Source organism: Gelidibacter maritimus, from assembly GCF_014062315.1.
Taxonomy (GTDB): Bacteria; Bacteroidota; Bacteroidia; order Flavobacteriales; family Flavobacteriaceae; genus Gelidibacter; species Gelidibacter maritimus.
This window is the reverse complement of record NZ_JACGLT010000020.1, coordinates 31,039-52,925: the sequence shown is the minus strand read 5'-3', so window position 1 is coordinate 52,925 and position 21,887 is coordinate 31,039. Positions and strand designations below refer to the sequence as shown.

Genomic DNA, 21,887 nt, shown 5'->3' with positions numbered 1-21,887 from the left:
ATTTCCTTGACATCTTTCAGAGTTTAAGCGTATTTTTGCTGTATTAACGACCTAAATTTAACAGATTTCTCCCGCAATCACCTTAAACATGAATTATTTTTCTTCAAACTTTAAACTCGGTATTTTAGGCGGAGGCCAATTGGGCAAAATGCTACTTACAGAAACTCGAAAATTCGATATTTACACCTGCGTCCTTGACCCCAGTGCCGAAGCACCTTCTAAAATTGCCTGTAATGAATTTACCCAAGGCGATTTGATGGACTATGAAACCGTTGTCAATTTTGGAAAAGATGTTGACGTACTCACCATTGAAATTGAAAATGTCAATGTCAATGCTTTAGAAACTTTAGAAAAACAAGGGGTTAAAGTATTTCCGTCGTCCAAAACGTTAAAAATCATTCAAAATAAGGCGAAACAGAAGTTGTTTTATGTGGACAATAATATTCCAACAGCCAATTTTACTCGATTTGCCTACCTCTCACAAATTGAAGATGCCATTGATAACGGCGGACTCCATTTACCTTTTGTTTGGAAAGCTGCACAGTTTGGATATGATGGCAACGGCGTTAAAGTGGTGCGAAGCAAAGCTGATTTAACCGACCTACAAGACGGCGAATGCATTGCTGAAACCCTAATTCCGTTTAAAAACGAACTTGCGGTTATTGTCAGCAGAAATGTAAAGGGCGAAGTAAGCACCTATCCCGTGGTAGAAATGGAGTTTCACCCAGAAGCCAACCAAGTGGAATATGTTATCTGCCCAGCAAGAATAGGCACTAAAATCGCCCATAAGGCGCAGGACATTGCTTTAGAGGTTTCAAAGGCCTTTAATCACGTAGGACTACTGGCCGTTGAGATGTTTCAAACCCAGGATGACCAAATATTGGTAAACGAAGTGGCACCAAGACCGCACAATTCTGGGCATCATACGATAGAATCCAGTTTCACTTCACAGTTTGAGCAACATTTAAGAAGCATTTTGGATCTCCCATTAGGAAAAACGGACAATAAAGTTGCAGCAGTGATGGTCAATTTAGTGGGCGCCGAAGGCCATTCTGGCGATGTCATTTATGAAAACATAGAAGATATCATGGCGATGGACGGGGTAACACCGCATATTTACGGCAAGAGACAAACCAGACCATTTCGAAAAATGGGCCACGTAACAATTGTCAATGAGGATTTGAATGAAGCGCGACAAATTGCGGAGGATGTAAAGAATTTAATAAAAGTGATTAGTTAATTAAGAATCTTGGGGGTATTAAAACCCACTGTGAGAATTAATTCATAACAAATTAATAATTAGCTTTCTCTTATTATCAGAGAACTAAAAAATTTGCAGTTTATAAAATTATGAGCAAAATAGGAATCATCATGGGAAGCAAAAGCGATTTGCCAGTAATGCAAGACGCGATCGACATATTGAAACAGTTCAATATTACAGTTGAAGTTGATATTGTCTCCGCCCACAGAACACCAGAAAAACTATTCGATTACGGCAAAAATGCCCATACAAGAGGATTTTCAGTAATTATTGCCGGTGCCGGAGGTGCCGCACATTTACCAGGAATGATTGCTTCATTATCGCCATTGCCAGTTATTGGAGTTCCGGTGAAAAGCTCCAATTCCATTGACGGATGGGATTCTGTGCTTTCTATTCTTCAAATGCCAGGCGGGGTTCCAGTGGCAACAGTAGCCTTAAACGGAGCGAAAAATGCTGGTATTCTGGCAGCCCAAATTATTGGTAGTTCCGACGCTCAGGTTCAAGAAAAAATTATTGCTTATAAAGAAGATCTAAAAACGAAGGTTATTGCTTCTTCTCAAGATTTGACATAGAAAACCCCGACATAAGTCAGGGATTTCGTGCTATTAATCAACTATAAAAGGGTTTATCTAAACTTCTTTACAATTGCAATGCAAAGATAAATATATTCTGAATACAGAAATGCAAAAAGTAAGTTAATTGTCAGATCTACAGTAATATATTAACAAATTTATACTACATAGTTTTTAAAACAGAACTTTATCCAATGAATATTCTAAATACATATTTCAACACCACTTATAATACAGCACCTTTTTCTAAAATTAAAGACACTGATTTCTTACCGGCGTTCAAAGCTGCAATTGCCGACGCCAAATTGGAAATTGAAGCAATCACCAACACAGAGGATGAACCATCTTTTGAGAATACGATTGAAGCTTTAGAGTTTACCGGTCAACAATTAGATCGGATTTCCAGTATTTTTTTCAATCTGAATTCTGCGGAAACAACTGATATCATTCAGAAAATTGCGCAAGAAGTTTCTCCTTTAATCACTGAATTCAGTAACGACATTACTTTAAATGAAGCACTATTCAAAAAGGTAAAAGCGATTTATGATCGGAAAGACACCTTAAGTCTAACAGTTGAACAGCGGACGCTTTTGGACAAAAAATATAAAGCTTTTGCACGAAATGGCGCCAATCTTCCCGAAGAAAAAAAGAATAAACTTAGAGCTATTGATAAAGAGTTAAGCCAACTTCAATTGACTTTTGGTGAAAATGTATTGGCCGAAACCAATAACTTCGAAATGCTGATCACTAATCAAGAAGAACTTGCCGGTCTGCCGGAAGGCGAATTGGAAGCGGCCAAGCAATTGGCAGAGAGCAAGGGCAAAGATGGCTGGTTGTTTACATTGGATTACCCAAGCTACATCCCCTTTATGACCTATGCGGACAACAGAGCGCTCAGAAAAAAATTAGCCATTGCTGCAGGGAAAAAAGCCTTTAAAGGTGATGCTTTGGACAATCAAAATAATGTTTTACAAATTGCAAAATTACGATTTGAACGCGCCCAACTTTTAGGCTATAAAACCCATGCGCACTTTGTTCTCGAGGAACGCATGGCCAAAACGCCTCAAAAAGTAGAAGACTTTTTGGAAGAGTTGTTGGTGAAAGCAAAACCAGCGGCAATCCGTGAATTTAAAGAGCTTCAAGAATTTGCTAATAAGTTAGATGGCATTGACCAATTACAAAAATGGGATTCAGCTTATTATTCTGAAAAACTAAAACAAAACCGTTTTGATTTGGATGATGAAAAACTAAAACCCTATTTCAAACTTGAAAATGTTATTAATGGCGCTTTTAAGGTGGCTCAAAAATTATTTGGATTGGAGTTTGAAGAAATTACGACCATCGATAAATACCACGAAGAGGTTTTAACCTATAAAGTAACTGATAGCAACGGCGAATTGGTAGCCATTTTTTACGCCGATTTTTTCCCAAGACCAGGAAAGCGTAATGGTGCATGGATGACCAGCTACAAACCTCAATTTATTAAAGGGGACAAAAATGAACGCCCGCACATTTCCATTGTCTGTAATTTCACAAAGCCTACCAAAACCAAACCCTCATTACTGACTTTTAATGAAGTTACCACCTTGTTTCACGAATTTGGACACGCCCTACATGGCATGCTGGCCAATACAACCTATCCAAGTTTATCGGGAACCAGCGTGTTTTGGGATTTTGTGGAATTGCCAAGTCAAGTATTTGAAAACTGGTGCTATGAAAAAGAAGCTTTGGAATTGTTCGCTACGCATTATAAAACTGGCGAATTGATCCCTATGGATTTGGTTCAAAAAATAAAGGATTCCGCGGCCTTCCACGAAGGGATGCAAACCTTACGTCAGTTAAGTTTCGGACTCTTGGATATGAGCTGGCATGGCATCGATCCAACTTCAATTACTGATGTCAAAGCGCATGAATTAGAAGCCTTTGAAGGCAGTCAATTATTTCCGGATGTGAAAGAAAATTGCATGAGCACCTCCTTTTCCCACATTTTTCAAGGCGGTTATTCCTCTGGTTATTACAGTTATAAATGGGCCGAGGTTTTGGACGCCGATGCGTTTGAGTTTTTCAAGGAAAAAGGTATTTTTGATAAGGAAGTCGCTACTAAATTTATGGAAAATGTACTTTCACAAGGTGGTATTGAAGATCCAATGGTACTTTATAAACGCTTTAGAGGGAAAGAACCTCAACCTGATGCTTTATTGAAACGTGCGGGATTAATGCCGTCGAATTAGCTAACCGCAGCTAAATTTAATTAGCGTAACGCACGGGGTTGTTGTGGACCACCTGAACAATGGAAATCACAAACGCTAAACACCAATGGCATCTTATGGTTTGTAATTTAATATTTATAGTTTTTTATCCACTAGCCAATGAACATAAAATGTCAATAGCGTTTTAATTTAATTCCCAAACACTTTTATTGCGATGGCACCAAACCTTGTACACCATCTCCAACCTCAATACACGGGAAATTGTACTTCGGACATCTATAGTATTCGGTAAGTACGGAGACGCTCTCATCTCCTTAAAAAAATTGGAGAGTTTCGGGCAGGGGCAGCAACAATAGGAACGGAAACTGAACTTATACTTGAAAATAGTAACGTAATTCAAGAATGATTTCTGGAAAATGGTTTCAAATTTAAATATAAGAACATCCAAAACGCTTTGGTTAATTTGACCGACTATTAAAATTTATTTACTTAATTTTGATATAAATTGCTATACAACAGATGTCAAATCATCAAATCAACCCTAATAGGTGGATTGAACTTTATTCGGATTATCTCTTCAATTACACGATCAGCCGGGTCAATGACCGTGAAATTGCTAAAGACATCATCCAAGACACCTTTTTTGCCGGTTTAAAGTCGATGAAAAATTTCAAAGGCGAAGCGAGCGAACGCACTTGGCTCATTTCTATTTTAAAACGGAAAATCATCGATTATTATCGTAAAATTAATTCCAAGAAAGGTCAGGCCGAAGTCCGGATGACATATAATACCGATGAAAATGAAGGGGATTGGCTTGAAGAACGCGTAGAAGATATGACTTATTTAAATGCTCAAGACATATTAGAAAACACAGAGCTTGGTGATGCTATTTACGATTGTATGAGTAAACTGTCAGACAGACAAGCCACGGTATTTAAAATGAAAACCATTTTAAATTACGAAACAGAAACAATTTGTAATGAACTCAACATCACTGCGTCTAATCTATGGGTCATAATTCATCGTGCACGTATAGCATTGGCAGAATGCATGGAGAAAAATTGGTTTAAATCATAGCAATGTTAAGATTATTTATTATTTCAAAAGAAGAGGCCTTTCATATCTGTGACAAGTCGCAATATCATGAATCGACCTTATGGGAGAAAGTCAAATTAAGCTTCAGGTATCTTTGGTGCCGCGCCACACGATTATATGTCAACAGAAACACAAAATTGACAAAGACCTTAAAATCTTCCAAATTGACATGTTTAGAACACAGCGAACGTAAACTTATGGAAGATCGTTTAAACGAACAGTTAAAAAACCAAGTGTAGAACCAGCCAAATTATCGGCACACTTTCCACCCAAAAAGAACTGTAATAATCGCTCTTTTTTTTATCGGCAAAAACTATACACAACAAGGTTATTAATGTAATCGTCAAGGTTAGCAGAATCAGCTTCTGACTCAATTGATTCTTCAAAAATTCTATACCAAAGAAAACCACGCCCCCCACAACACCCATAATTTTTGTGTTTTTGACGCCCATTTTCTGAGGAATTGTAGCCAACTTTAAGCTGTCATATTGTAAATCTCTTATTTCAAAAGGCAGCATCAAAAGCATGACCAATAAAAATCGTTGTATTGCGGTAAGCCAAACATCCCAAGTAAATACTCCATTCTTATCAAGTACAGGGAGTAAAACCGTAACCCCAGCCCAAACTAAAGCTATCACATACACTTTAATACCACCAATATTTCTTAAGTTTTTTTGTTGATCCAGAAAAAACCGTTTCGGCAAAAATGGAATGGCGTAAAAAAATGTGACTACTCCAAAAACAAGAATATAAATGATTGTTTCTGGCGTTAATTGCCACATAAAGTAAAGCATCAAAAGGAAACACATCAAGGAAAAAACTTGAATAATTTTCAACCTTCCCGCCAGTCTCCGATGGTGAAACTTTGCCATTCCAAAATACTTGACAAAATTATATCCTGTGATCGTGGAAAAAAAGACAAAGCAAAACAAAGGCCAATCTGTGGGTAAACCGAGTTCCAATAGGGTCACATAAGTCATTGAGAACACAGCCAAAGCCACGTGTATGCTACTATTGATATAAAAATCAAACAATTGCCTAACCTGCTTCATATTACAAAAATAGACAATGTGTTAATAAGACTTTGTATTGGTTGAAAACTTTAGGTTTCCTTAACTAAAAATGGTCAATATTTGCGTAAATTCGCGGTTGTAAAAAAGCGCCTAAATTCTAAGAGAATATAGTGCATAATAAATTGACTTTCACGCGCACGTGTGAATCTAACACAACACTATCTTAATGAACACAAACAGTTTTGCTCTTCGCCATATTGGTCCAGACGAAAATGACCAAAATTCAATGCTTAAAGCCATTGGAGTGGACAGTTTAGATCAACTGATCTCTGAAACAGTTCCCGACAATATCCGATTGAAAAACGGATTGAAGCTGGATCCACCAATGTCTGAGTATGAATACAACAACCATATTCATGAGCTTTCAAAAAAGAATAAAATCTTTAAATCATATATTGGCTTAGGCTACCATCCTACCATTGTCCCTGCGGTTATTCAGCGTAACGTTTTGGAAAACCCAGGTTGGTACACAGCATATACGCCATATCAAGCAGAAATTGCACAAGGAAGATTAGAGGCGCTCTTAAACTTCCAGACCATGGTCACCGATTTGACCGGTATGGAAATTGCCAACGCGTCTTTACTTGATGAAAGTACAGCTGCCGCAGAAGCAATGAGCCTTCTATTTGCAGTGCGTGAACGTGATCAAAAGAAAAATAAGGTCAATAAGTTTTTTGTTTCTGACGCTATCTTACCACAGACCTTGTCTTTATTACAAACCAGATCTGCGCCTATTGGTATTGAGCTGGTCATCGGAAATGAAGATGAATTTAGTTTTTCATCAGAGTTTTTTGGTGCGATTTTACAGTATCCTGGGAAAGACGGTTTGGTAAGTGACATTAAATCATTCATAGAAAAAGCAAATGCAAATCAAATAAAAGTAGCGGTGGCTGCGGATATTCTAAGTTTGGTGAAATTGGAAGCTCCAGGTAAATTTGGGGCTGATGTGGTGGTTGGAACTACCCAACGCTTCGGAATCCCAATGGGATATGGAGGTCCACATGCAGCGTATTTTGCAACAAAGGAAGACTATAAACGTGATTTGCCAGGACGGATTATTGGGGTAACCAAAGATATGAATGGTAATAGGGCATTACGCATGGCCTTACAAACCCGTGAACAACATATTAAACGCGATAGAGCCACCTCTAATATATGTACAGCACAAGTACTCTTAGCGGTAATGGCGGCAATGTACGCTGTTTACCATGGCCCGAAAGGCTTACAGTTTATTGCCTCTAAGGTTCACAATACAGCGTCAAGCGTGGCAAAAGCATTGAGCCAATTGGGCTACAAGCAAAAAAACGTATCTTTCTTTGATACGATTAATATTGAGGCCAATGCTGATGCAATAAAAACCATAGCGGAACGCCATGAAGTCAATTTCAACTATCCAAATGTAGATACGGTTACTATTTCAATCAACGAAACCACCTCTTTGGAAGACGCCAACGAAATCATCGCTATTTTCGCTGAAAATCGTCAAAAAGACACGGTTGTCCTATCAGAAATTGAAGCTGCCAATAACATTGACAAGAACTTACAGCGCGAGTCGGAGTTTATGACTATGGAAGTATTCAACAAGCACCATTCGGAAACAGAATTGATGCGTTACATCAAAATGTTGGAGCGTAAAGATTTATCCCTAAACCATTCTATGATTCCTTTGGGCTCTTGTACAATGAAACTAAACGCTGCCGCAGAAATGTTGCCATTGAGTTGGCCAAATTGGGGCACCGTACACCCATTCTGCCCAGTTGAGCAAGCAGAGGGTTATCATACTGTATTAAAAGCCCTGGAAGACCAACTGACTGAAATCACAGGTTTTGCTGGTACATCTTTGCAACCAAACTCCGGTGCACAAGGTGAGTTTGCAGGCTTGATGGTCATCAAAGCTTATCACGAATCTCGTGATGAAGGTCATCGGAATATTTGTTTGATCCCATCTTCCGCCCACGGTACCAATCCAGCAAGTGCGGTGATGGCAGGAATGAAAGTAGTGGTCACAAAATCGACAGAGGAAGGCAATATTGATGTTGACGATTTACGCGAAAAAGCGCTTAAGCATAAAGACAATCTCTCCTGCCTGATGGTAACTTACCCATCAACACACGGTGTTTATGAGTCGGCCATAAAGGAAATCACTCAAATTATTCATGATAATGGTGGCCAGGTCTATATGGACGGGGCCAATATGAACGCTCAAGTTGGTTTAACAAATCCAGGAAATATTGGTGCAGATGTTTGTCACCTCAATTTGCACAAAACATTTGCCATTCCGCATGGTGGTGGTGGCCCAGGTGTTGGCCCAATTTGTGTAGCTGAACAATTAGTTCCGTTTTTACCAGGAAACCCTATTATTAAAACCGGTGGAGAGAAAGCCATAACAGCTATTTCTGGAGCACCATTTGGGTCGTCATTGGTTTGTTTGATCTCTTACGGATACATCAAAATGTTGGGTGCAGAAGGGTTGAAAAAAGTAACACAAACCGCCATTTTAAATGCCAATTATATCAAACATCGTTTGCAAGGGCAGTTTGACACTTTATATTCTGGAGAACGCGGACGCGCAGCCCACGAAATGATCGTAGATTGCCGACCTTTTAAAGACAATGGCATTGAAGTTAGTGACATTGCCAAACGTTTGATGGATTATGGATTCCACGCACCAACTGTGTCTTTCCCGGTAGCAGGAACTTTGATGATTGAGCCTACGGAGAGTGAAAGCAAGGACGAAATGGATCGGTTCTGTGACGCGATGATTTCAATTAGGAAAGAAATTGACCAAGCTTCAAAAGATGATCAAAATAATGTGCTTAAAAATGCACCACATACTTTGGCAATGTTGACTTCAGATCAGTGGGAATTTCCATACTCAAGAGAAGCAGCAGCATTTCCGTTGGAGTATATTCGAGACAATAAATTCTGGCCGTCAGTAAGGCGTGTAGATGATGCTTATGGCGACAGAAACCTGATATGCACGTGCGCGCCAATTGAAGAATATATGGAAGCATAGAATTCATATTGGTACAGTCACAATCTAAAGCGCTCTTTTAATTAGTAAATGAGCGCTTTTTTATTGTTTTTTATTTGTACTTGTCATTTTTTTGATAATTTGGCAAAAATTTCTAATAAAGCCAACAATAGGCGACAATCAAAACGAATATTAAGTACATTAGTAAATCGATTATAATAATAAATAAAAATGGCGATAAAGATTACAGGAACGGGTAGTTATATACCAAGTACCGTTGAGAAGAATGAGGATTTCGGGAAACACCATTTTCTAAATACTGATGGGTCGAGTTTGTCCCATCCCAACTCGGTAATCATTGAAAAGTTCAAAGCGATTACGGGCATTGACGAGCGTCGATATGCGTTTGATCATTTGACCTCTTCGGATCTTGCTTTTTTTGCAGCCGAAAAGGCTATTGCTGATGCCAAAATCGACCCAGAAACATTGGATTATATCATTATGGCCCATAATTTTGGTGATGTCAAGCACAACACCATCCAAACTGATGTATTACCATGCTTAGCATCTCGCGTCAAACACAGTTTACGAATTAAAAGCTCTAAATGTGTTGCTTACGATATCCTTTTTGGCTGTCCGGGCTGGATTGAAGGTGTCATCCAAGCCAATGCTTTTATTACAGCAGGTATCGCTAAAAGATGTTTGGTCATTGGTTCTGAAACGCTTTCCAGAGTGGTGGACAAGCACGATCGTGACTCCATGATATATAGTGACGGTGCTGGTGCGACAATCGTTGAAGCCACTGACGAAGAAGGTGGGATCTTAGCCCATGAAACCGGGAGTTTCACCTATGATGAAGCCTATTATTTATACTTCGGAAATTCCAATAATAAAGATCTGTGTGAAGACACCCGGTATATAAAAATGGACGGTAGAAAAATCTACGAATTTGCACTTAATAACGTCCCAGGTGCCATGAAAACCTGTCTGGATAAAAGTGGGAAGGACATTAAGGATGTCAAAAAAATCTTCATACATCAGGCCAATGAGAAAATGGATGAGGCCATATTAAAGCGCTTCTACAAATTATACAATACTGATATTCCTGAAGGCATCATGCCCATGAGCATTCATGAATTGGGCAACAGCTCTGTGGCCACTATCCCCACCTTATATGACCTGGTCAGAAATAACAAATTAAAAAATCATTCGCTTACTAAAGGGGACATTATTATGTTTGCCAGCGTTGGCAGCGGCATGCACATCAATGCGATAGTTTATCAATATTAGAAATCATCTTTTTAATATAAAATTTGATTCATCTTGAAAAGACCCTAAGCAAATCCACCTAGCATGTACGAAGGAAATTTACCATTTAAAAGGTACCGACTGACCTTGGAGTTTTTAAAAAACCACATCAGTCCATCCGAGAAAATTTTAGATTTAGGAGTTGACAATCCCTTTTCTAAAATCATGAGAGATCATGGATATGATATTAGAAATACAACAGGCGAAGATTTGGATATGGATACCTCAGCACTTGAAAACTCAGAGTGCGAGGTAGTAACCGCCTTTGAAATATTTGAACATTTACTTTCTCCTTTTACAGTTTTACAAAAAATCAATTCCAATAAACTGGTTGCCAGTGTTCCATTAAAACTATGGTTCGCATCCGCGTACCGAAGCAAAACAGATATGCGCGACAGGCATTTTCATGAATTTGAAGATTGGCAATTTGACTGGTTGCTCGAAAAAGCAGGATGGACCATTAAGTCTCGACAAAAATGGACCAATCCTACTAAAAAGATTGGCATTAGACCAATATTTCGCTTGTTTACACCAAGATATTATATCGTTTACGCTGAAAGAGTTTAACTTAGATCTCAAATCATCAGCTGTTGAATTTCTATATCATAATACCTGCCCACAACGAACAGGACTCCATTGGTTTAACATTGGAGTCGTTGGTCAATCAAACCTTGATTCCTAAAAAAGTAGTGGTCGTTGATGATCATTCGTCTGATGAAACCTCAGCAATTGTGCAGCAATATGCGAGTAAATATACTTGGATTTCCTTAATCAAAAACACCTCCTCCGACCAACACCTGCCCGGATCAAAAATCATAAAGGCCTTTAATAAAGGTTACGAGCAACTTGATGACAACTACGATGTGATTTGCAAATTTGACGCTGATTTAATTTTTCCTCATAATTATTTAGAACGCTTAGTGCATCACTTTACAACCAATCCGAAACTTGGCATGGCTTCAGGCTTTTGTTATATCGAACAGAACGGACATTGGGTATTGGAAAATTTGACCAGAAAAGATCATATTCGTGGCGCTCTTAAAGCCTATCGAAAAAAGTGCTTTATTGAAATTGGAAAATTGAAACCATCTATGGGTTGGGACACTGTTGACGAACTCCTGGCAAAATTTCATGGATGGGAGATCTTAACAGATTCAGAACTTCAGGTGAAACATTTAAAACCTACGGGAATCAGCTATAACAAAGCTTCAAAATATTTGCAGGGTGAAGCCATGTTCAAAATGCGATATGGTTTTTTAATCACCTTGATATCTGCTTTGAAATTAGCTTACAAAAAGAAAAGCCTTTCCTTATTCAAAGATTATATGTCTGGTTTCTTCAAGGCTAAAAAAGAAGGACAGGAATATTTAGTGACCAAGAAGCAAGGTCAATTTATCCGTGCTACCCGTTGGAAGGGCATGCTTCAAAAATTTAGTTGAAACTCCATTCTTTAAAATCAGATAGTGCCTCCAATCGATCCTCTAAATGATCTTCCAATTCTGGAAAAAAATCAATTCCAGTAAGTACCTCCACTGAATCCACGGATACCACAAAATCATATAAGGGTTCATCTGTATTTTTATTCGGCATCAAAAAAGCAATCATCTTTTGGTTGTCAGGATCATAGATGATTTTATAGAACAATTCTGGAACTGCTACCTTTTCGTTGCCTATCGTTTTCAGATCGTCTTTCAACACACCACCGGTCACCACAAAAACACCATCATATTTCCTCGCCCAATATCGCACCTTCTGCTCTAATGTATTCCAAATGCCGGCATTAAAGTCACGATCTTGCGGACTGATGTTACTGGTCAGGAAAGTTTCATCATAGGCTCGTTTATCGTAGGCTCTATCTGCTGCAGGAACCAAATGGCCTCGATCATATCCGGAGTTCTTATAATTCCGCCAACTTGCGGCACCTGTTTTAATTGCTTTGTCAATTTCAAAATATGGTCGTTGGAAATTGGACCTTGCGAGATGTTCTTTTTTTAATTCATAAGCCACCCATTCTGCCTGTTCATGTGGCTCACTATAGGAAAGCGAATATTCTTGATGATGTACCACCTGTCCTGTTGTACTTGAAGGCAAAAAGAAGGTTCTCGTATCAGATTTGACACGTTCGCCTTCTTTTATATACTCCGAAGCTTCTTCTTCCTTTAAGAAATGTTCGTAACCATAGACGCCCAAAACAAGAATAATAGCAACAAGACTGTAAAGATTTCTTTTGCTCACACGAACTATTCTAAAACAAATTCTAAAGGTTGACCAGTGGCCGCATTGGGAAAGCTAATGCCCAATATGGCCGACATGGTAGGCGCAATATCCGTTATATGCGTTTTCTTTAAAGTCTGACCGTGCTTAATACCATTCCCAAAAAGTAAAAGTGGCACATGTGTATCATAATTAAACGAAGACCCGTGGGAGGATCCTGTCAAACTATAAGAAAGAACGGCAGGATCATAGACATAAATCACATCTCCTGATCGTTTTTGACTGTATCCGTTTTGAATCAATTCTGCAATACCTTTAGTATAGGAAGATTGGGTCATTGACATTCCCGTATAGGCCTTATCGATATGCTCGTAAGTAATAATTTCATTGATGATGGCTTGTTGAACGTCTTCAAGCTTCAATCCCATCTCGTATAATTTAGATCTATTCAGGAATATTTGGTTGTTACTGATATTTTCTACAAGCTCATCAGCTTTAAAAGTGGTTTTCATAAAGGCATACACTTTTTCCCTGAGCGCTCTACTGTTAACATAACCTGCCGGAATTTTCAAACTTTGCAAGTAAGATGGCACCTCAACCGCAGCATGATCTGCAGTTAAAAAAACCGTGTAATTTCCTTTCCCTACTTTAGCATCCAAACCTTTGAACAAACGCTCTAAGTCTTTATCCAGTCGTAAATAAGTGTCTTGAACCTCTTTAGAGCTCACTCCAAAATTATGACCTACATAATCTGGACTTGAGTAACTTATTGCCAAGACATCGGTAAATTCATCTTGGCCAAGTGCTTCGCCATCAATTGCAGCTAACGCAAAATCGGTGGTTATATCATTCCCATAAGGCGTTGCTTTAAGAATCTCAAAGCCACCATTCTGATCTTTCAATGCCATCAAATCATAAGGGAAAGTTGCGGTTTCCTTACCTTTAAACCCACCCTCGAAGGTGTTGTGGTCAGGAGCACTTTCGGTATAAGTTGAGATATCATATAAGGTATTCCATTCTTTAAAATAGGATTCTACTTGATTAGAGTTATTAAATTTTTCTACCCAATCAGGTAATTCAGTCATATAAAATGTACTTGAAATCCATCGGCCTTCGTCAGCACCATGAAACCAATAAGCAGCGTTGGCGGTATGCCCAGCTGGAAGGATAGCGCCTCTATCTTTAAGTGCAATTCCAATGGTTTTTCCACGCATTTGGGTAAACAGCCTGTTTTCGTCAGCAAAAGTGGTGGTTTTCATGCGGTGTGGCGACATTTTTCCTGCCTTATGTGTGGTACCAATAGATTCTACACTATCATCACCAGCACAATACACTGACGATTTGATTTCTTTATCGTACCAATTATTTCCAATAATGCCATGGTACTTTGGTGTTGTACCGGTATATACAGAGGTATGCCCAGGCCCCGTATAGGTTGGTACATAATTAAAATGATTGTTCTTACAATTGAAACCCTCATTCATCATTCGTTTAAAACCACCATCACCATATTTATCGTAAAAACGGGTCAAATAATCATAGCGCATTTGATCTACAACAATGCCAACAATTAATTTTGGTTGCGTTTGAATAGTATTATCTTTGTTGGTCTTGTTTTTGGAATTCTTTTGTTGTGCTTGAAAAGTAGAGATGAAAAACAACGAGATAAGAATACCAGAAAATAATTTTTTCATTTTTTATTAAATTGAATTCAATATCAAACATACGGCTTTTTCAAATATCTAAATTCAAATAAAGGTTAAAAACGTCGCGGTTTTTTTTACATTAGCAGTAACAAAATTTTATATGAGCTACCTACATAATATTGGTCAATATTTTTTGATGATAAAAGCAATGTTCCGCAAGCCTACCAAATGGTCTGTTATGCGGCATTTAATTTTTAAGGATATCGATGATTTGATCATTAATTCTTTAGGCATTGTAGCGTTTATTGCGTTTTTTGTTGGAGGTGTTGTGACCATCCAAACGGCACTGAACATGACCAGTCCACTCATTCCGAAAACATTGGTTGGTTTTGCAACCCGACAATCAGTTATTTTAGAGTTTGCGCCAACCTTTATCTCTATTATTATGGCAGGAAAGGTAGGCTCTTTTATTACCTCTAGTATTGGCACCATGCGTGTTACTGAGCAAATTGATGCTTTGGAGGTAATGGGCATCAATGCCATAAACTACTTGGTATTTCCTAAATTTGTGGCATTGATGTTATATCCGTTTTTGATTTCTATTGCCATGTTTTTAGGAATCCTCGGCGGATTAGCGGCTTCTGTTATAGGAGGTTTTGTGTCTTTAGATGATTATATTGCGGGTATTCAACTGGATTTTATTCCGTTTCATGTTGCGTATGCTTTTATTAAGACTTTTGTTTTTGCATTCTTATTGGCTACTATACCATCCTACTATGGGTATTATATGAAAGGTGGAGCTTTAGAAGTTGGTAAAGCAAGTACCACATCCTTCGTATGGACGAGTGTGGCGATTATTCTATTAAATTATATATTAACCCAAATGTTGCTAAGCTAATGATTGAAGTCAATGACATCCATAAATCTTTTGGTGATTCCAAAATTCTAAAAGGCATTAGCACCACGTTTGAAAAAGGAAAAACCAATCTGGTCATTGGACAAAGTGGATCGGGAAAGACCGTTTTTCTAAAAACATTATTAGGCTTATTTGAGCCCGATCAAGGCTCAATTATTTATGACGGTACAGATTATTCAGATTTAACGCCAGATGAGAAAAGTGATTTAAGGTCAAAAATGGGCATGGTGTTTCAAGGTAGTGCACTTTTTGACTCGATGACGATTGCTGAAAACGTAAAATTCCCGTTGCGAATGTTTACAAAGCAGAGCAAAAGTGAAATGAATGATCGCGTAGACCTTGTCCTAAAAAGAGTTAACCTTGACGATGCGCACAACAAATTACCAAGTGAAGCTTCTGGCGGGATGCAAAAGCGAGTAGCTATTGCAAGAGCCATTGTTAACCAGCCTCGTTTTTTGTTTTGTGATGAACCCAATTCAGGATTGGATCCGAGAACGGCAACCGTTATTGATAATCTGATTCAGGAAATTACCCACGAGTACGATATCACGACAATTATCAACACCCATGATATGAACTCTGTAATGGAAATTGGTCAAAAAATCATCTTCCTGAAAAATGGAATCAAGGAATGGGAAGGGTCCAACAAAAACATTTTTAAAACTGATAATGAGGCGGTCACCGATTTTGTGTATTCTTCTGATTTGTTTAAACGTGTACAAAAAATGTATTTAGAGGAGGATATGTAGTTCTCCGTTGACAGTCTGCAGTTTGCTGTATTCAGTGCAGTCCACAATCATCGGGCACCGGTCGCCCGTCTTCTAATCCACTCCTCCTACTCCCCTATTGACGTCTCACCACCAAAGTGTCTAATTTATATTTTTGCTTGAGCCAGAGTCTTAATTTTTTCTGTTCCTTACCAATGACTTCTTCCTTCACATCATCCTTCCACTTTACGGTAAATTCCGCAACAGTATCTAATTTTTTAAAATTGGATGAGATCACACTCGAATAAGACAATCTCTCAATATCCTCATAATTGATCTTCACCTCTTTGGTCAATTCCTCAAAAGGAATTTGCAGGGCTTCATATTTCCCCAGTTTTCTGACCATATCCTCAAGAAAAACAATTCTCTCCGCCTGGGATAACAAGTCTAATGAGTCACGTAAACGCAATTGCGACATGTATCGCATATTATCCAAATTTCTTGAGCGGTTTTGATTAAAGATCAGTTTCGTATTAGCGAGAGCCGGGTAGTCTTTTAGACGCCCCCTTATCACCGAAATTGTGTTATCAGGAATTTGATCAAGGCCGAAGCTGTTCAATTCCAAGGTGGATGGCACCCCTTTTCTATTGGAATAAGTCGGAATGGCATTCGACTTTATAAAATCAGAATGGGGCAGCTCTTCAAGTTCCTTATTGATAAATGCCCGAGCTTCATTTTCAAATTTACTTTGTCCCCAGACATCAATAAAGGTAATTATTGCCGGAATCATAACAATTACTGCAACCGCTGTTGCAATTCGTGAAATTCGTTTTCTTTTGGCTGAATTTGCATATTTAAGCATTGGAAACCCTAATATCTTCACCACGATAAAGGTTGCCAAGGCTATAAAAATTGTATTGATGGTAAACAAATACATGGCGCCTAAAAAGTACTCCCAGTTGCCTTTTGCCAAGCCATATCCTGCGGTACATAATGGTGGCATCAATGCGGTTGCAATGGCTACACCAAAGATTACTGAGGCTATGGTTCCTTTTTTAGTTCGGGCGATAATGAGTGCCAAACCACCAAAAAAAGCAATCAGCACATCGCGGATATCTGGTTTTACCCGTCCTAATAATTCGGAGGTGTCCTCACTGAGCGGAAAGAATTTAAAGAATAGAAAAGCTGTAGCCAAACTCAAAACAATCATGATGACCAAATTGATCATTGATCGTTTCAAGGTATCAATATCATTGATGGCAATAGAGAGCCCGACCCCCAAGATAGGTCCCATTAAGGGTGAAATTAACATGGCACCAATAACTACCGCTGCCGAATTAGCGTTTAACCCGATGGATGCCACAAAAATAGAGCAGATAAGAATCCAAGCTGTTGCCCCCTTAAACGGAATGTCACCTTGAATGGCCGCAACGGTGGCATCTCTATCGGTGTCCTCACGGAAATCCAACAAATCGCTAAAGAAGGTGTTGATGCTCATCCAAAGACTTTTGGCTTCCTTTTGCACAGCTTTTTTTGACGCTTCTACAGCCTTATCTTGGCGACTCGTTTTTTCTTCCTCCTCCTCAGAGAAATTAAATTTGCTTTCTTGATCGTTACCCATAGTTTTCTCCAAACTTAACTTTTACCTTTTGCAGCGTTTCTTTGATATCTTGTTCTTTTGATTTTGGAAATATAAGCAAAACTTCGTCTTTGTCAACAATTATATAATCATTCAATCCATCAATGATCACAATTTTATTATCCTTCGTCCTGATCATATTTCCTTCTGCATCATGTATTAATGTTCGTGCATTAACCACAGCATTCTGGTGTTGATCTTTGTCAAGCTTATCGTATAAACTCCCCCAGGTCCCTAAATCATTCCAATCAAAGTCTGCCGGCAGGACATAAACATTTTCAGATACTTCCATGATAGCATAATCCACTGAAATATTTTCCGATTTTGCATAGTTTTCTGCGATAAAAAAAGCTTCATCGTCTGTATTGTAAAGATTAATCCCTTTTATGAAGAGCTCAAATAATTTTGGTTGATGTAACTGAAATGCCTTCACTACACTTTTGGCACTCCACATAAAGATTCCTGCATTCCATAAAAAATTCCCCTGACTGATAAAGGATTTTGCCGTTTCATAATCGGGTTTTTCCCTAAATTGGAGTACAGGTTTTATAGCCTTATTTGATGATTGGTCATATTCTATATAACCAAAGCCAGTATTTGGAAAGGTGGGTTGGATACCAAGCGTCATCAGCGCATCATTTGATTCACAAAAATCAAAGGCCTGTTGGACATTTTTAGTGAATTTGGATTCGTCTTCAATCCAATGGTCGCTCGGGGCAACAATCATCACCGCTTCTGGGTTTTCCTTTTGGATCTTTAACGCGGCATACAAAATACAAGGTGCGGTATTGCGCATGGCAGGTTCCAACAAGACCTGTCGTTCTGTTACACCTGGCAATTGCTGAAAAACCAGATCTTTATAAATAGCATTAGTCAGAATGAAAATATTCTCTGCGGGAATCAATTTTGCAAGTCTCTGGAATGTTTTTTGGATGAGCGTATCGCCACTTCCCAACATATCATGGAATTGTTTAGGAAAATCCTGTGTGCTCACGGGCCAAAATCGTGACCCTACTCCTCCGGCCATTAATATGGCGTAGTAATTATTATTCATTGTTTTTCTTTTTATGATATGTGAAAATGAATTTTAACCCTTTATTTGCAACGAATGATTGCAATAAATGATTGCTTAATCCGACTGCAAACTGCCGACTAACTCCACCTCGGCATTTGGGTTGAAAAGATACAACTTTCCTGACACAACCTCTACACCTTCATGTCGTGTACGTCGTTTAACCCCTTTTCTAAAAACACGACCATTATAAAGTCTGAACTCGCTCCCCAGTGGCACTTCAAAAATATAAGTTTTATCGTTTGGTGGGTCATATTTTTTTAAAGCCAATGCCAGATTGACATCGGTATCACTACTCGCTTTCGGGTTTCTAAAGTGTCTCGCCAAAAGCGGTAGTAACTCCTTAGGAAATATCTTGGGATTTAAAAACGGCAACATTAATTGCTGAAATGTGTGCTTCCACTCTTTGCCATGCGGCTTTATATAATTCCCATAATTTTTATAAGCTTCATAATGAGCAATCTCATGAATCAAGGTCATCAAAAACCGATAATGGTTCAAATTTGAGTTCACTGTAATTTGATGTTTGTTATTTGGGAGTTTCCGATAATCACCGTGACGTGTTTTGCGTTCGTTCTTGATTTTAACCACCAAATTATCATGATTTAAAAGCTTGATGACATCAGGAATTGCCTGATGCGGAATGTATTCTTGAAGCGTGTTGTGCATAGAGGCAAAAATAAGAGATTTGATGAGATTGTATAAAGATTTTTGTAAATTTAGAAAACAAAAATTTAGGGATGGGCTAGATATTGTGAATGTATAGAATCTAAATGACATTCCAATGTACTGACCGAATAGCTAAAACATAAAACCATTAAAATTAATTTTTGCAAAACTCAAATCTCTTTAAAAAGAACATATAACAGATGGCATTTATAGACTATTACAAAGTATTGGGCGTTTCCAAATCGGCCACTGCCGCAGAGATCAAAAAAGCATATCGAAAATTGGCAAGAAAACATCACCCGGACGTCAATCCGAATGATAAAAATGCCGAACGTAAATTCAAGGAAATCAATGAGGCCAATGAAGTGTTAGGTGATCCTGAAAAGCGAAAAAAATATGACAAGTATGGCAAGGATTGGCAGCATGGAGAAGCTTACGAGCAGGCACAGCGCCAGCAACAATCGCAAAGACAATATCAGCAACAAGCAGGTGGAGGCTTTGGTGGAGGCTTTGGTGGTGGTAATTTTTCAGAAGGTGACTTTTCTGACTTTTTTGAATCGATGTTTGGTGGTGGCCGTGCTTCAAGAGGTCATGGCAGATCGGCAGGCTTCAGAGGACAGGATTTTAATGCGGAATTGCACTTGGACCTGAGAGATGTATATGACACCAATAAAAGAGTTCTGACAGTCAATGGCAAAAATATAAGACTGACCATTCCAGCAGGTGTAGAGAATGGACAGGTCATTAAAATTACAGGTAAAGGTGGGCCTGGAGCCAATGGCGGCCCCAATGGCGACTTGTTAATTCAATTTAACATTAGCAATAGCACGAAATTTAAGCGTGATGGATCAAATTTATATTCCAACGAAACGATTGATCTCTATACGGCAATTTTAGGGGGCGAAATTACAGTAGATACCTTTGATGGTAAAGTGAAATTAAAAATAAAACCTGAGACCCAAAATGGCACCAAGGTGAAGTTAACGGGAAAAGGTTTTCCAGTTTACAAAAAAGAAGGACGTTTTGGAGACCTCTATATAACCTACGATATTCAAATGCCGACCAATCTATCTAATAAAGAGAAAGCATTGTTCAACGAGCTTAAAAATTTAAAATCATGAGTACAGAACCCTACATTCCGATAGCAACCTTGTGCACGTATTACAAAGTGGAAACCTCATTTTTTCATGGCTTGAATGACTATGGATTGATAGAGATTACCACCGTCGAAAAATTGCCATGCATACATCAAAAACAGATTAAAAATCTGGAATCGATAGTGCGGTTACATCAAGATTTACATATTAATTTTGAAGGTATTGATACGGTATTAAACCTTTTGGAAAAAATTCACGATCTACAGGATGAATTGAAAGCAGCCAAAAACAAATTGCGGATATTTGAGGATTAGAAACTAGTAAAATACAGATCTCTTCTGCCGAAGATAAATGATAAGAACAGTATAAGTTCTTATTCTAAAAAGCATCTAATAATTTGTAAGTGTTTTCAGAACCAACCGAAAACAGGCCATCACTCATCACCACGAGTAGCCTCATTAACTATCGTAATATCTGTAGCAATTGATTTTGTTTTTTAGGAATCATAGTGTGGACATTTGTTTCTAATGATAAAAATAACGATCATACCATCCATAGGCTGCAATAAATAGTCTAAACACTTTTTAATTTCTTAATCTTTTAAGTTTCAATCCACAGGTATTGCTAGCAACATTTACCTATATCAAATAAGCTTAGTCCCTTTCCTAAGTATTTGCCGACCAGACACATCTGATTTCCATATCCTATTATAGAGATTTCGATTAACTTCTCCACATCTCAATCATTTATTCCATCTATTTTCAACCATGATATTTATCATAATCTAAGGATAAAATAATCCCCAACTTTGTATCATAATACTAAAACAAACAGTTATGATTACTATTAAAAACATCACCAAAACTTTTTTGAGCTTAGTGTTTCTGCTCATTGTATCAACGCCACAAGTTTTCTCACAGACTTATAACTTGAATAATCAAGCATCAAAACTTACTGTGTCCGGCACCTCAAGTCTCCATGACTGGGATATTGATACCGAGCAGCAAAAAGGTCAGATTGTGCTCAATACGACAAATGAATTACGGATAGAAAAACTAACACTTGATGTGACCACTGAAAGCCTTAAAAGCGGTAAAGGAGGAATGGACAAGAACACGTACAAGGCCTTAAATTCAAAAAAACATAAATCTATTACTTTTCAACTTACTGATGTAAAAGAAATTAAATCGTCAGGCAATGACAATTATAAAGTTGAAGTGGTCGGGAACTTAACCATAGCTGGGGTGACCAAAAAACAAAACATCAGTTTTGACATGCTTGCATCTGCTAACAAAGTGACATTAAAAGGCAAAAAGGCCTTTAAAATGACCGACTTTGGAATTGATCCTCCAAAAGCGCTTCTGGGAACAATTTCCACCGGAGATGATGTGACCATTACATTCAGTACTGTCCTAAATAAATAAAAGAAATAAA

At 38.2% G+C, this 21,887-nt stretch carries 20 protein-coding genes; 14 read left to right on the top strand and 6 right to left on the bottom strand.

What is annotated here, in order from left to right:
- The first annotated feature begins 88 nt into the window (after positions 1–88).
- From H3Z82_RS17605 to H3Z82_RS17585, 5 genes are all read left to right on the top strand, one after another.
- Positions 89–1,240, top strand: coding sequence for a 5-(carboxyamino)imidazole ribonucleotide synthase (locus tag H3Z82_RS17605; protein WP_182206820.1), 1,152 nt, complete (start codon positions 89–91; stop codon positions 1,238–1,240).
- Positions 1,241–1,350: 110 nt separating this feature from the next.
- Positions 1,351–1,833 (top strand): 5-(carboxyamino)imidazole ribonucleotide mutase, encoded by a 483-nt coding sequence (gene purE / locus H3Z82_RS17600; RefSeq protein ID WP_182206819.1) that lies wholly within the window; start codon positions 1,351–1,353, stop codon positions 1,831–1,833.
- Between the two features lie 194 nt (positions 1,834–2,027).
- Positions 2,028–4,064, top strand: a complete 2,037-nt coding sequence (locus H3Z82_RS17595) for a M3 family metallopeptidase (RefSeq protein ID WP_182206818.1) — start codon at positions 2,028–2,030, stop codon at positions 4,062–4,064.
- Positions 4,065–4,562: 498 nt separating this feature from the next.
- On the top strand, positions 4,563–5,120 hold the full coding sequence (locus H3Z82_RS17590) for a sigma-70 family RNA polymerase sigma factor (protein ID WP_182206817.1): 558 nt from the start codon (positions 4,563–4,565) through the stop codon (positions 5,118–5,120).
- A gap of 2 nt (positions 5,121–5,122) precedes the next feature.
- The gene (locus H3Z82_RS17585) at positions 5,123–5,377 is read left to right on the top strand and encodes a hypothetical protein (RefSeq protein WP_182206816.1); all 255 of its coding nucleotides are present in this window, start codon (positions 5,123–5,125) and stop codon (positions 5,375–5,377) included.
- On the opposite strand, the gene H3Z82_RS17580 is transcribed toward H3Z82_RS17585, so the two are convergent.
- Positions 5,360–6,190, bottom strand: a complete 831-nt coding sequence (locus H3Z82_RS17580; RefSeq protein WP_182206815.1) for a UbiA prenyltransferase family protein — start codon at positions 6,188–6,190, stop codon at positions 5,360–5,362. The two genes, H3Z82_RS17585 and H3Z82_RS17580, sit on opposite strands and share 18 nt — an antisense overlap.
- Before the next feature lie 187 nt (positions 6,191–6,377).
- Here H3Z82_RS17580 and gcvP point away from each other — a divergent pair, with 187 nt between their 5' ends.
- From gcvP to H3Z82_RS17560, 4 genes are all read left to right on the top strand, one after another.
- Positions 6,378–9,227: an aminomethyl-transferring glycine dehydrogenase gene (gcvP, locus tag H3Z82_RS17575; RefSeq protein ID WP_182206814.1), complete on the top strand. Its 2,850-nt coding sequence runs from the start codon at positions 6,378–6,380 to the stop codon at positions 9,225–9,227.
- 189 nt (positions 9,228–9,416) lie between these two features.
- On the top strand, positions 9,417–10,475 hold the full coding sequence (locus H3Z82_RS17570) for a 3-oxoacyl-ACP synthase III family protein (RefSeq protein ID WP_182206813.1): 1,059 nt from the start codon (positions 9,417–9,419) through the stop codon (positions 10,473–10,475).
- A 63-nt stretch (positions 10,476–10,538) separates the two neighbouring features.
- Complete coding sequence (locus tag H3Z82_RS17565; protein ID WP_182206812.1) at positions 10,539–11,060, top strand: class I SAM-dependent methyltransferase; 522 nt, start codon at positions 10,539–10,541, stop codon at positions 11,058–11,060.
- Between the two features lie 23 nt (positions 11,061–11,083).
- On the top strand, positions 11,084–11,932 hold the full coding sequence (locus H3Z82_RS17560; protein WP_182206811.1) for a glycosyltransferase: 849 nt from the start codon (positions 11,084–11,086) through the stop codon (positions 11,930–11,932).
- On the opposite strand, the gene H3Z82_RS17555 is transcribed toward H3Z82_RS17560, so the two are convergent.
- Together H3Z82_RS17555 and pafA are read right to left on the bottom strand one after the other, a co-directional pair.
- The gene (locus H3Z82_RS17555) at positions 11,925–12,728 is read right to left on the bottom strand and encodes a DNA/RNA non-specific endonuclease (protein WP_182206810.1); all 804 of its coding nucleotides are present in this window, start codon (positions 12,726–12,728) and stop codon (positions 11,925–11,927) included. The genes H3Z82_RS17560 and H3Z82_RS17555 overlap by 8 nt on opposite strands.
- Before the next feature lie 5 nt (positions 12,729–12,733).
- Complete coding sequence (gene pafA / locus H3Z82_RS17550) at positions 12,734–14,401, bottom strand: alkaline phosphatase PafA (RefSeq protein WP_182206809.1); 1,668 nt, start codon at positions 14,399–14,401, stop codon at positions 12,734–12,736.
- Positions 14,402–14,513: 112 nt separating this feature from the next.
- Here pafA and H3Z82_RS17545 point away from each other — a divergent pair, with 112 nt between their 5' ends.
- Both H3Z82_RS17545 and H3Z82_RS17540 read left to right on the top strand, forming a co-directional pair.
- Positions 14,514–15,251: an MlaE family ABC transporter permease gene (locus tag H3Z82_RS17545; protein ID WP_182206808.1), complete on the top strand. Its 738-nt coding sequence runs from the start codon at positions 14,514–14,516 to the stop codon at positions 15,249–15,251.
- The gene (locus H3Z82_RS17540; RefSeq protein WP_182206807.1) at positions 15,251–16,018 is read left to right on the top strand and encodes an ABC transporter ATP-binding protein; all 768 of its coding nucleotides are present in this window, start codon (positions 15,251–15,253) and stop codon (positions 16,016–16,018) included. Before H3Z82_RS17545 ends, H3Z82_RS17540 begins: the two co-directional genes overlap by 1 nt.
- 94 nt (positions 16,019–16,112) lie before the next feature.
- Here the strand turns inward: H3Z82_RS17540 and H3Z82_RS17535 are convergent, their stop codons facing one another.
- The 3 genes from H3Z82_RS17535 to H3Z82_RS17525 form a co-directional block, all read right to left on the bottom strand.
- Positions 16,113–17,597 (bottom strand): DUF389 domain-containing protein, encoded by a 1,485-nt coding sequence (locus tag H3Z82_RS17535; protein WP_182206806.1) that lies wholly within the window; start codon positions 17,595–17,597, stop codon positions 16,113–16,115.
- Positions 17,590–18,669, bottom strand: a complete 1,080-nt coding sequence (locus tag H3Z82_RS17530; protein WP_182206805.1) for a mannose-1-phosphate guanylyltransferase — start codon at positions 18,667–18,669, stop codon at positions 17,590–17,592. The genes H3Z82_RS17535 and H3Z82_RS17530 overlap by 8 nt, the downstream gene beginning before the upstream one ends.
- Before the next feature lie 75 nt (positions 18,670–18,744).
- On the bottom strand, positions 18,745–19,356 hold the full coding sequence (locus tag H3Z82_RS17525) for a SprT-like domain-containing protein (RefSeq protein ID WP_182206804.1): 612 nt from the start codon (positions 19,354–19,356) through the stop codon (positions 18,745–18,747).
- A gap of 200 nt (positions 19,357–19,556) precedes the next feature.
- On the opposite strand from H3Z82_RS17525, the gene H3Z82_RS17520 reads away from it, so the two are divergent.
- The 3 genes from H3Z82_RS17520 (at position 19,557) to H3Z82_RS17510 (ending at position 21,877) form a co-directional block, all read left to right on the top strand.
- Positions 19,557–20,477, top strand: a complete 921-nt coding sequence (locus H3Z82_RS17520; protein ID WP_182206803.1) for a DnaJ C-terminal domain-containing protein — start codon at positions 19,557–19,559, stop codon at positions 20,475–20,477.
- Positions 20,474–20,767 (top strand): chaperone modulator CbpM, encoded by a 294-nt coding sequence (locus H3Z82_RS17515; RefSeq protein WP_182206802.1) that lies wholly within the window; start codon positions 20,474–20,476, stop codon positions 20,765–20,767. The genes H3Z82_RS17520 and H3Z82_RS17515 overlap by 4 nt, the downstream gene beginning before the upstream one ends.
- Before the next feature lie 522 nt (positions 20,768–21,289).
- Positions 21,290–21,877 (top strand): YceI family protein, encoded by a 588-nt coding sequence (locus H3Z82_RS17510; RefSeq protein WP_182206801.1) that lies wholly within the window; start codon positions 21,290–21,292, stop codon positions 21,875–21,877.
- Positions 21,878–21,887 lie beyond the last annotated feature (10 nt).

Excerpts from the sequence above, each read along its gene's own strand:
- H3Z82_RS17585 (WP_182206816.1), top strand. The coding sequence starts at position 5,123 with ATGTTAAGATTATTTATTATTTCAAAAGAAGAGGCCTTTCATATCTGT.
- H3Z82_RS17595 (WP_182206818.1), top strand. The coding sequence starts at position 2,028 with ATGAATATTCTAAATACATATTTCAACACCACTTATAATACAGCACCT.
- H3Z82_RS17570 (WP_182206813.1), top strand. The coding sequence starts at position 9,417 with ATGGCGATAAAGATTACAGGAACGGGTAGTTATATACCAAGTACCGTT.
- H3Z82_RS17535 (WP_182206806.1), bottom strand. The coding sequence starts at position 17,597 with ATGGGTAACGATCAAGAAAGCAAATTTAATTTCTCTGAGGAGGAGGAA.
- H3Z82_RS17545 (WP_182206808.1), top strand. The coding sequence starts at position 14,514 with ATGAGCTACCTACATAATATTGGTCAATATTTTTTGATGATAAAAGCA.
- H3Z82_RS17515 (WP_182206802.1), top strand. The coding sequence starts at position 20,474 with ATGAGTACAGAACCCTACATTCCGATAGCAACCTTGTGCACGTATTAC.
- H3Z82_RS17520 (WP_182206803.1), top strand. The coding sequence starts at position 19,557 with ATGGCATTTATAGACTATTACAAAGTATTGGGCGTTTCCAAATCGGCC.
- pafA (WP_182206809.1), bottom strand. The coding sequence starts at position 14,401 with ATGAAAAAATTATTTTCTGGTATTCTTATCTCGTTGTTTTTCATCTCT.
- H3Z82_RS17590 (WP_182206817.1), top strand. The coding sequence starts at position 4,563 with ATGTCAAATCATCAAATCAACCCTAATAGGTGGATTGAACTTTATTCG.
- H3Z82_RS17605 (WP_182206820.1), top strand. The coding sequence starts at position 89 with ATGAATTATTTTTCTTCAAACTTTAAACTCGGTATTTTAGGCGGAGGC.
- H3Z82_RS17530 (WP_182206805.1), bottom strand. The coding sequence starts at position 18,669 with ATGAATAATAATTACTACGCCATATTAATGGCCGGAGGAGTAGGGTCA.
- H3Z82_RS17525 (WP_182206804.1), bottom strand. The coding sequence starts at position 19,356 with ATGCACAACACGCTTCAAGAATACATTCCGCATCAGGCAATTCCTGAT.
- H3Z82_RS17580 (WP_182206815.1), bottom strand. The coding sequence starts at position 6,190 with ATGAAGCAGGTTAGGCAATTGTTTGATTTTTATATCAATAGTAGCATA.
- H3Z82_RS17565 (WP_182206812.1), top strand. The coding sequence starts at position 10,539 with ATGTACGAAGGAAATTTACCATTTAAAAGGTACCGACTGACCTTGGAG.
- H3Z82_RS17540 (WP_182206807.1), top strand. The coding sequence starts at position 15,251 with ATGATTGAAGTCAATGACATCCATAAATCTTTTGGTGATTCCAAAATT.
- purE (WP_182206819.1), top strand. The coding sequence starts at position 1,351 with ATGAGCAAAATAGGAATCATCATGGGAAGCAAAAGCGATTTGCCAGTA.
- gcvP (WP_182206814.1), top strand. The coding sequence starts at position 6,378 with ATGAACACAAACAGTTTTGCTCTTCGCCATATTGGTCCAGACGAAAAT.
- H3Z82_RS17510 (WP_182206801.1), top strand. The coding sequence starts at position 21,290 with ATGATTACTATTAAAAACATCACCAAAACTTTTTTGAGCTTAGTGTTT.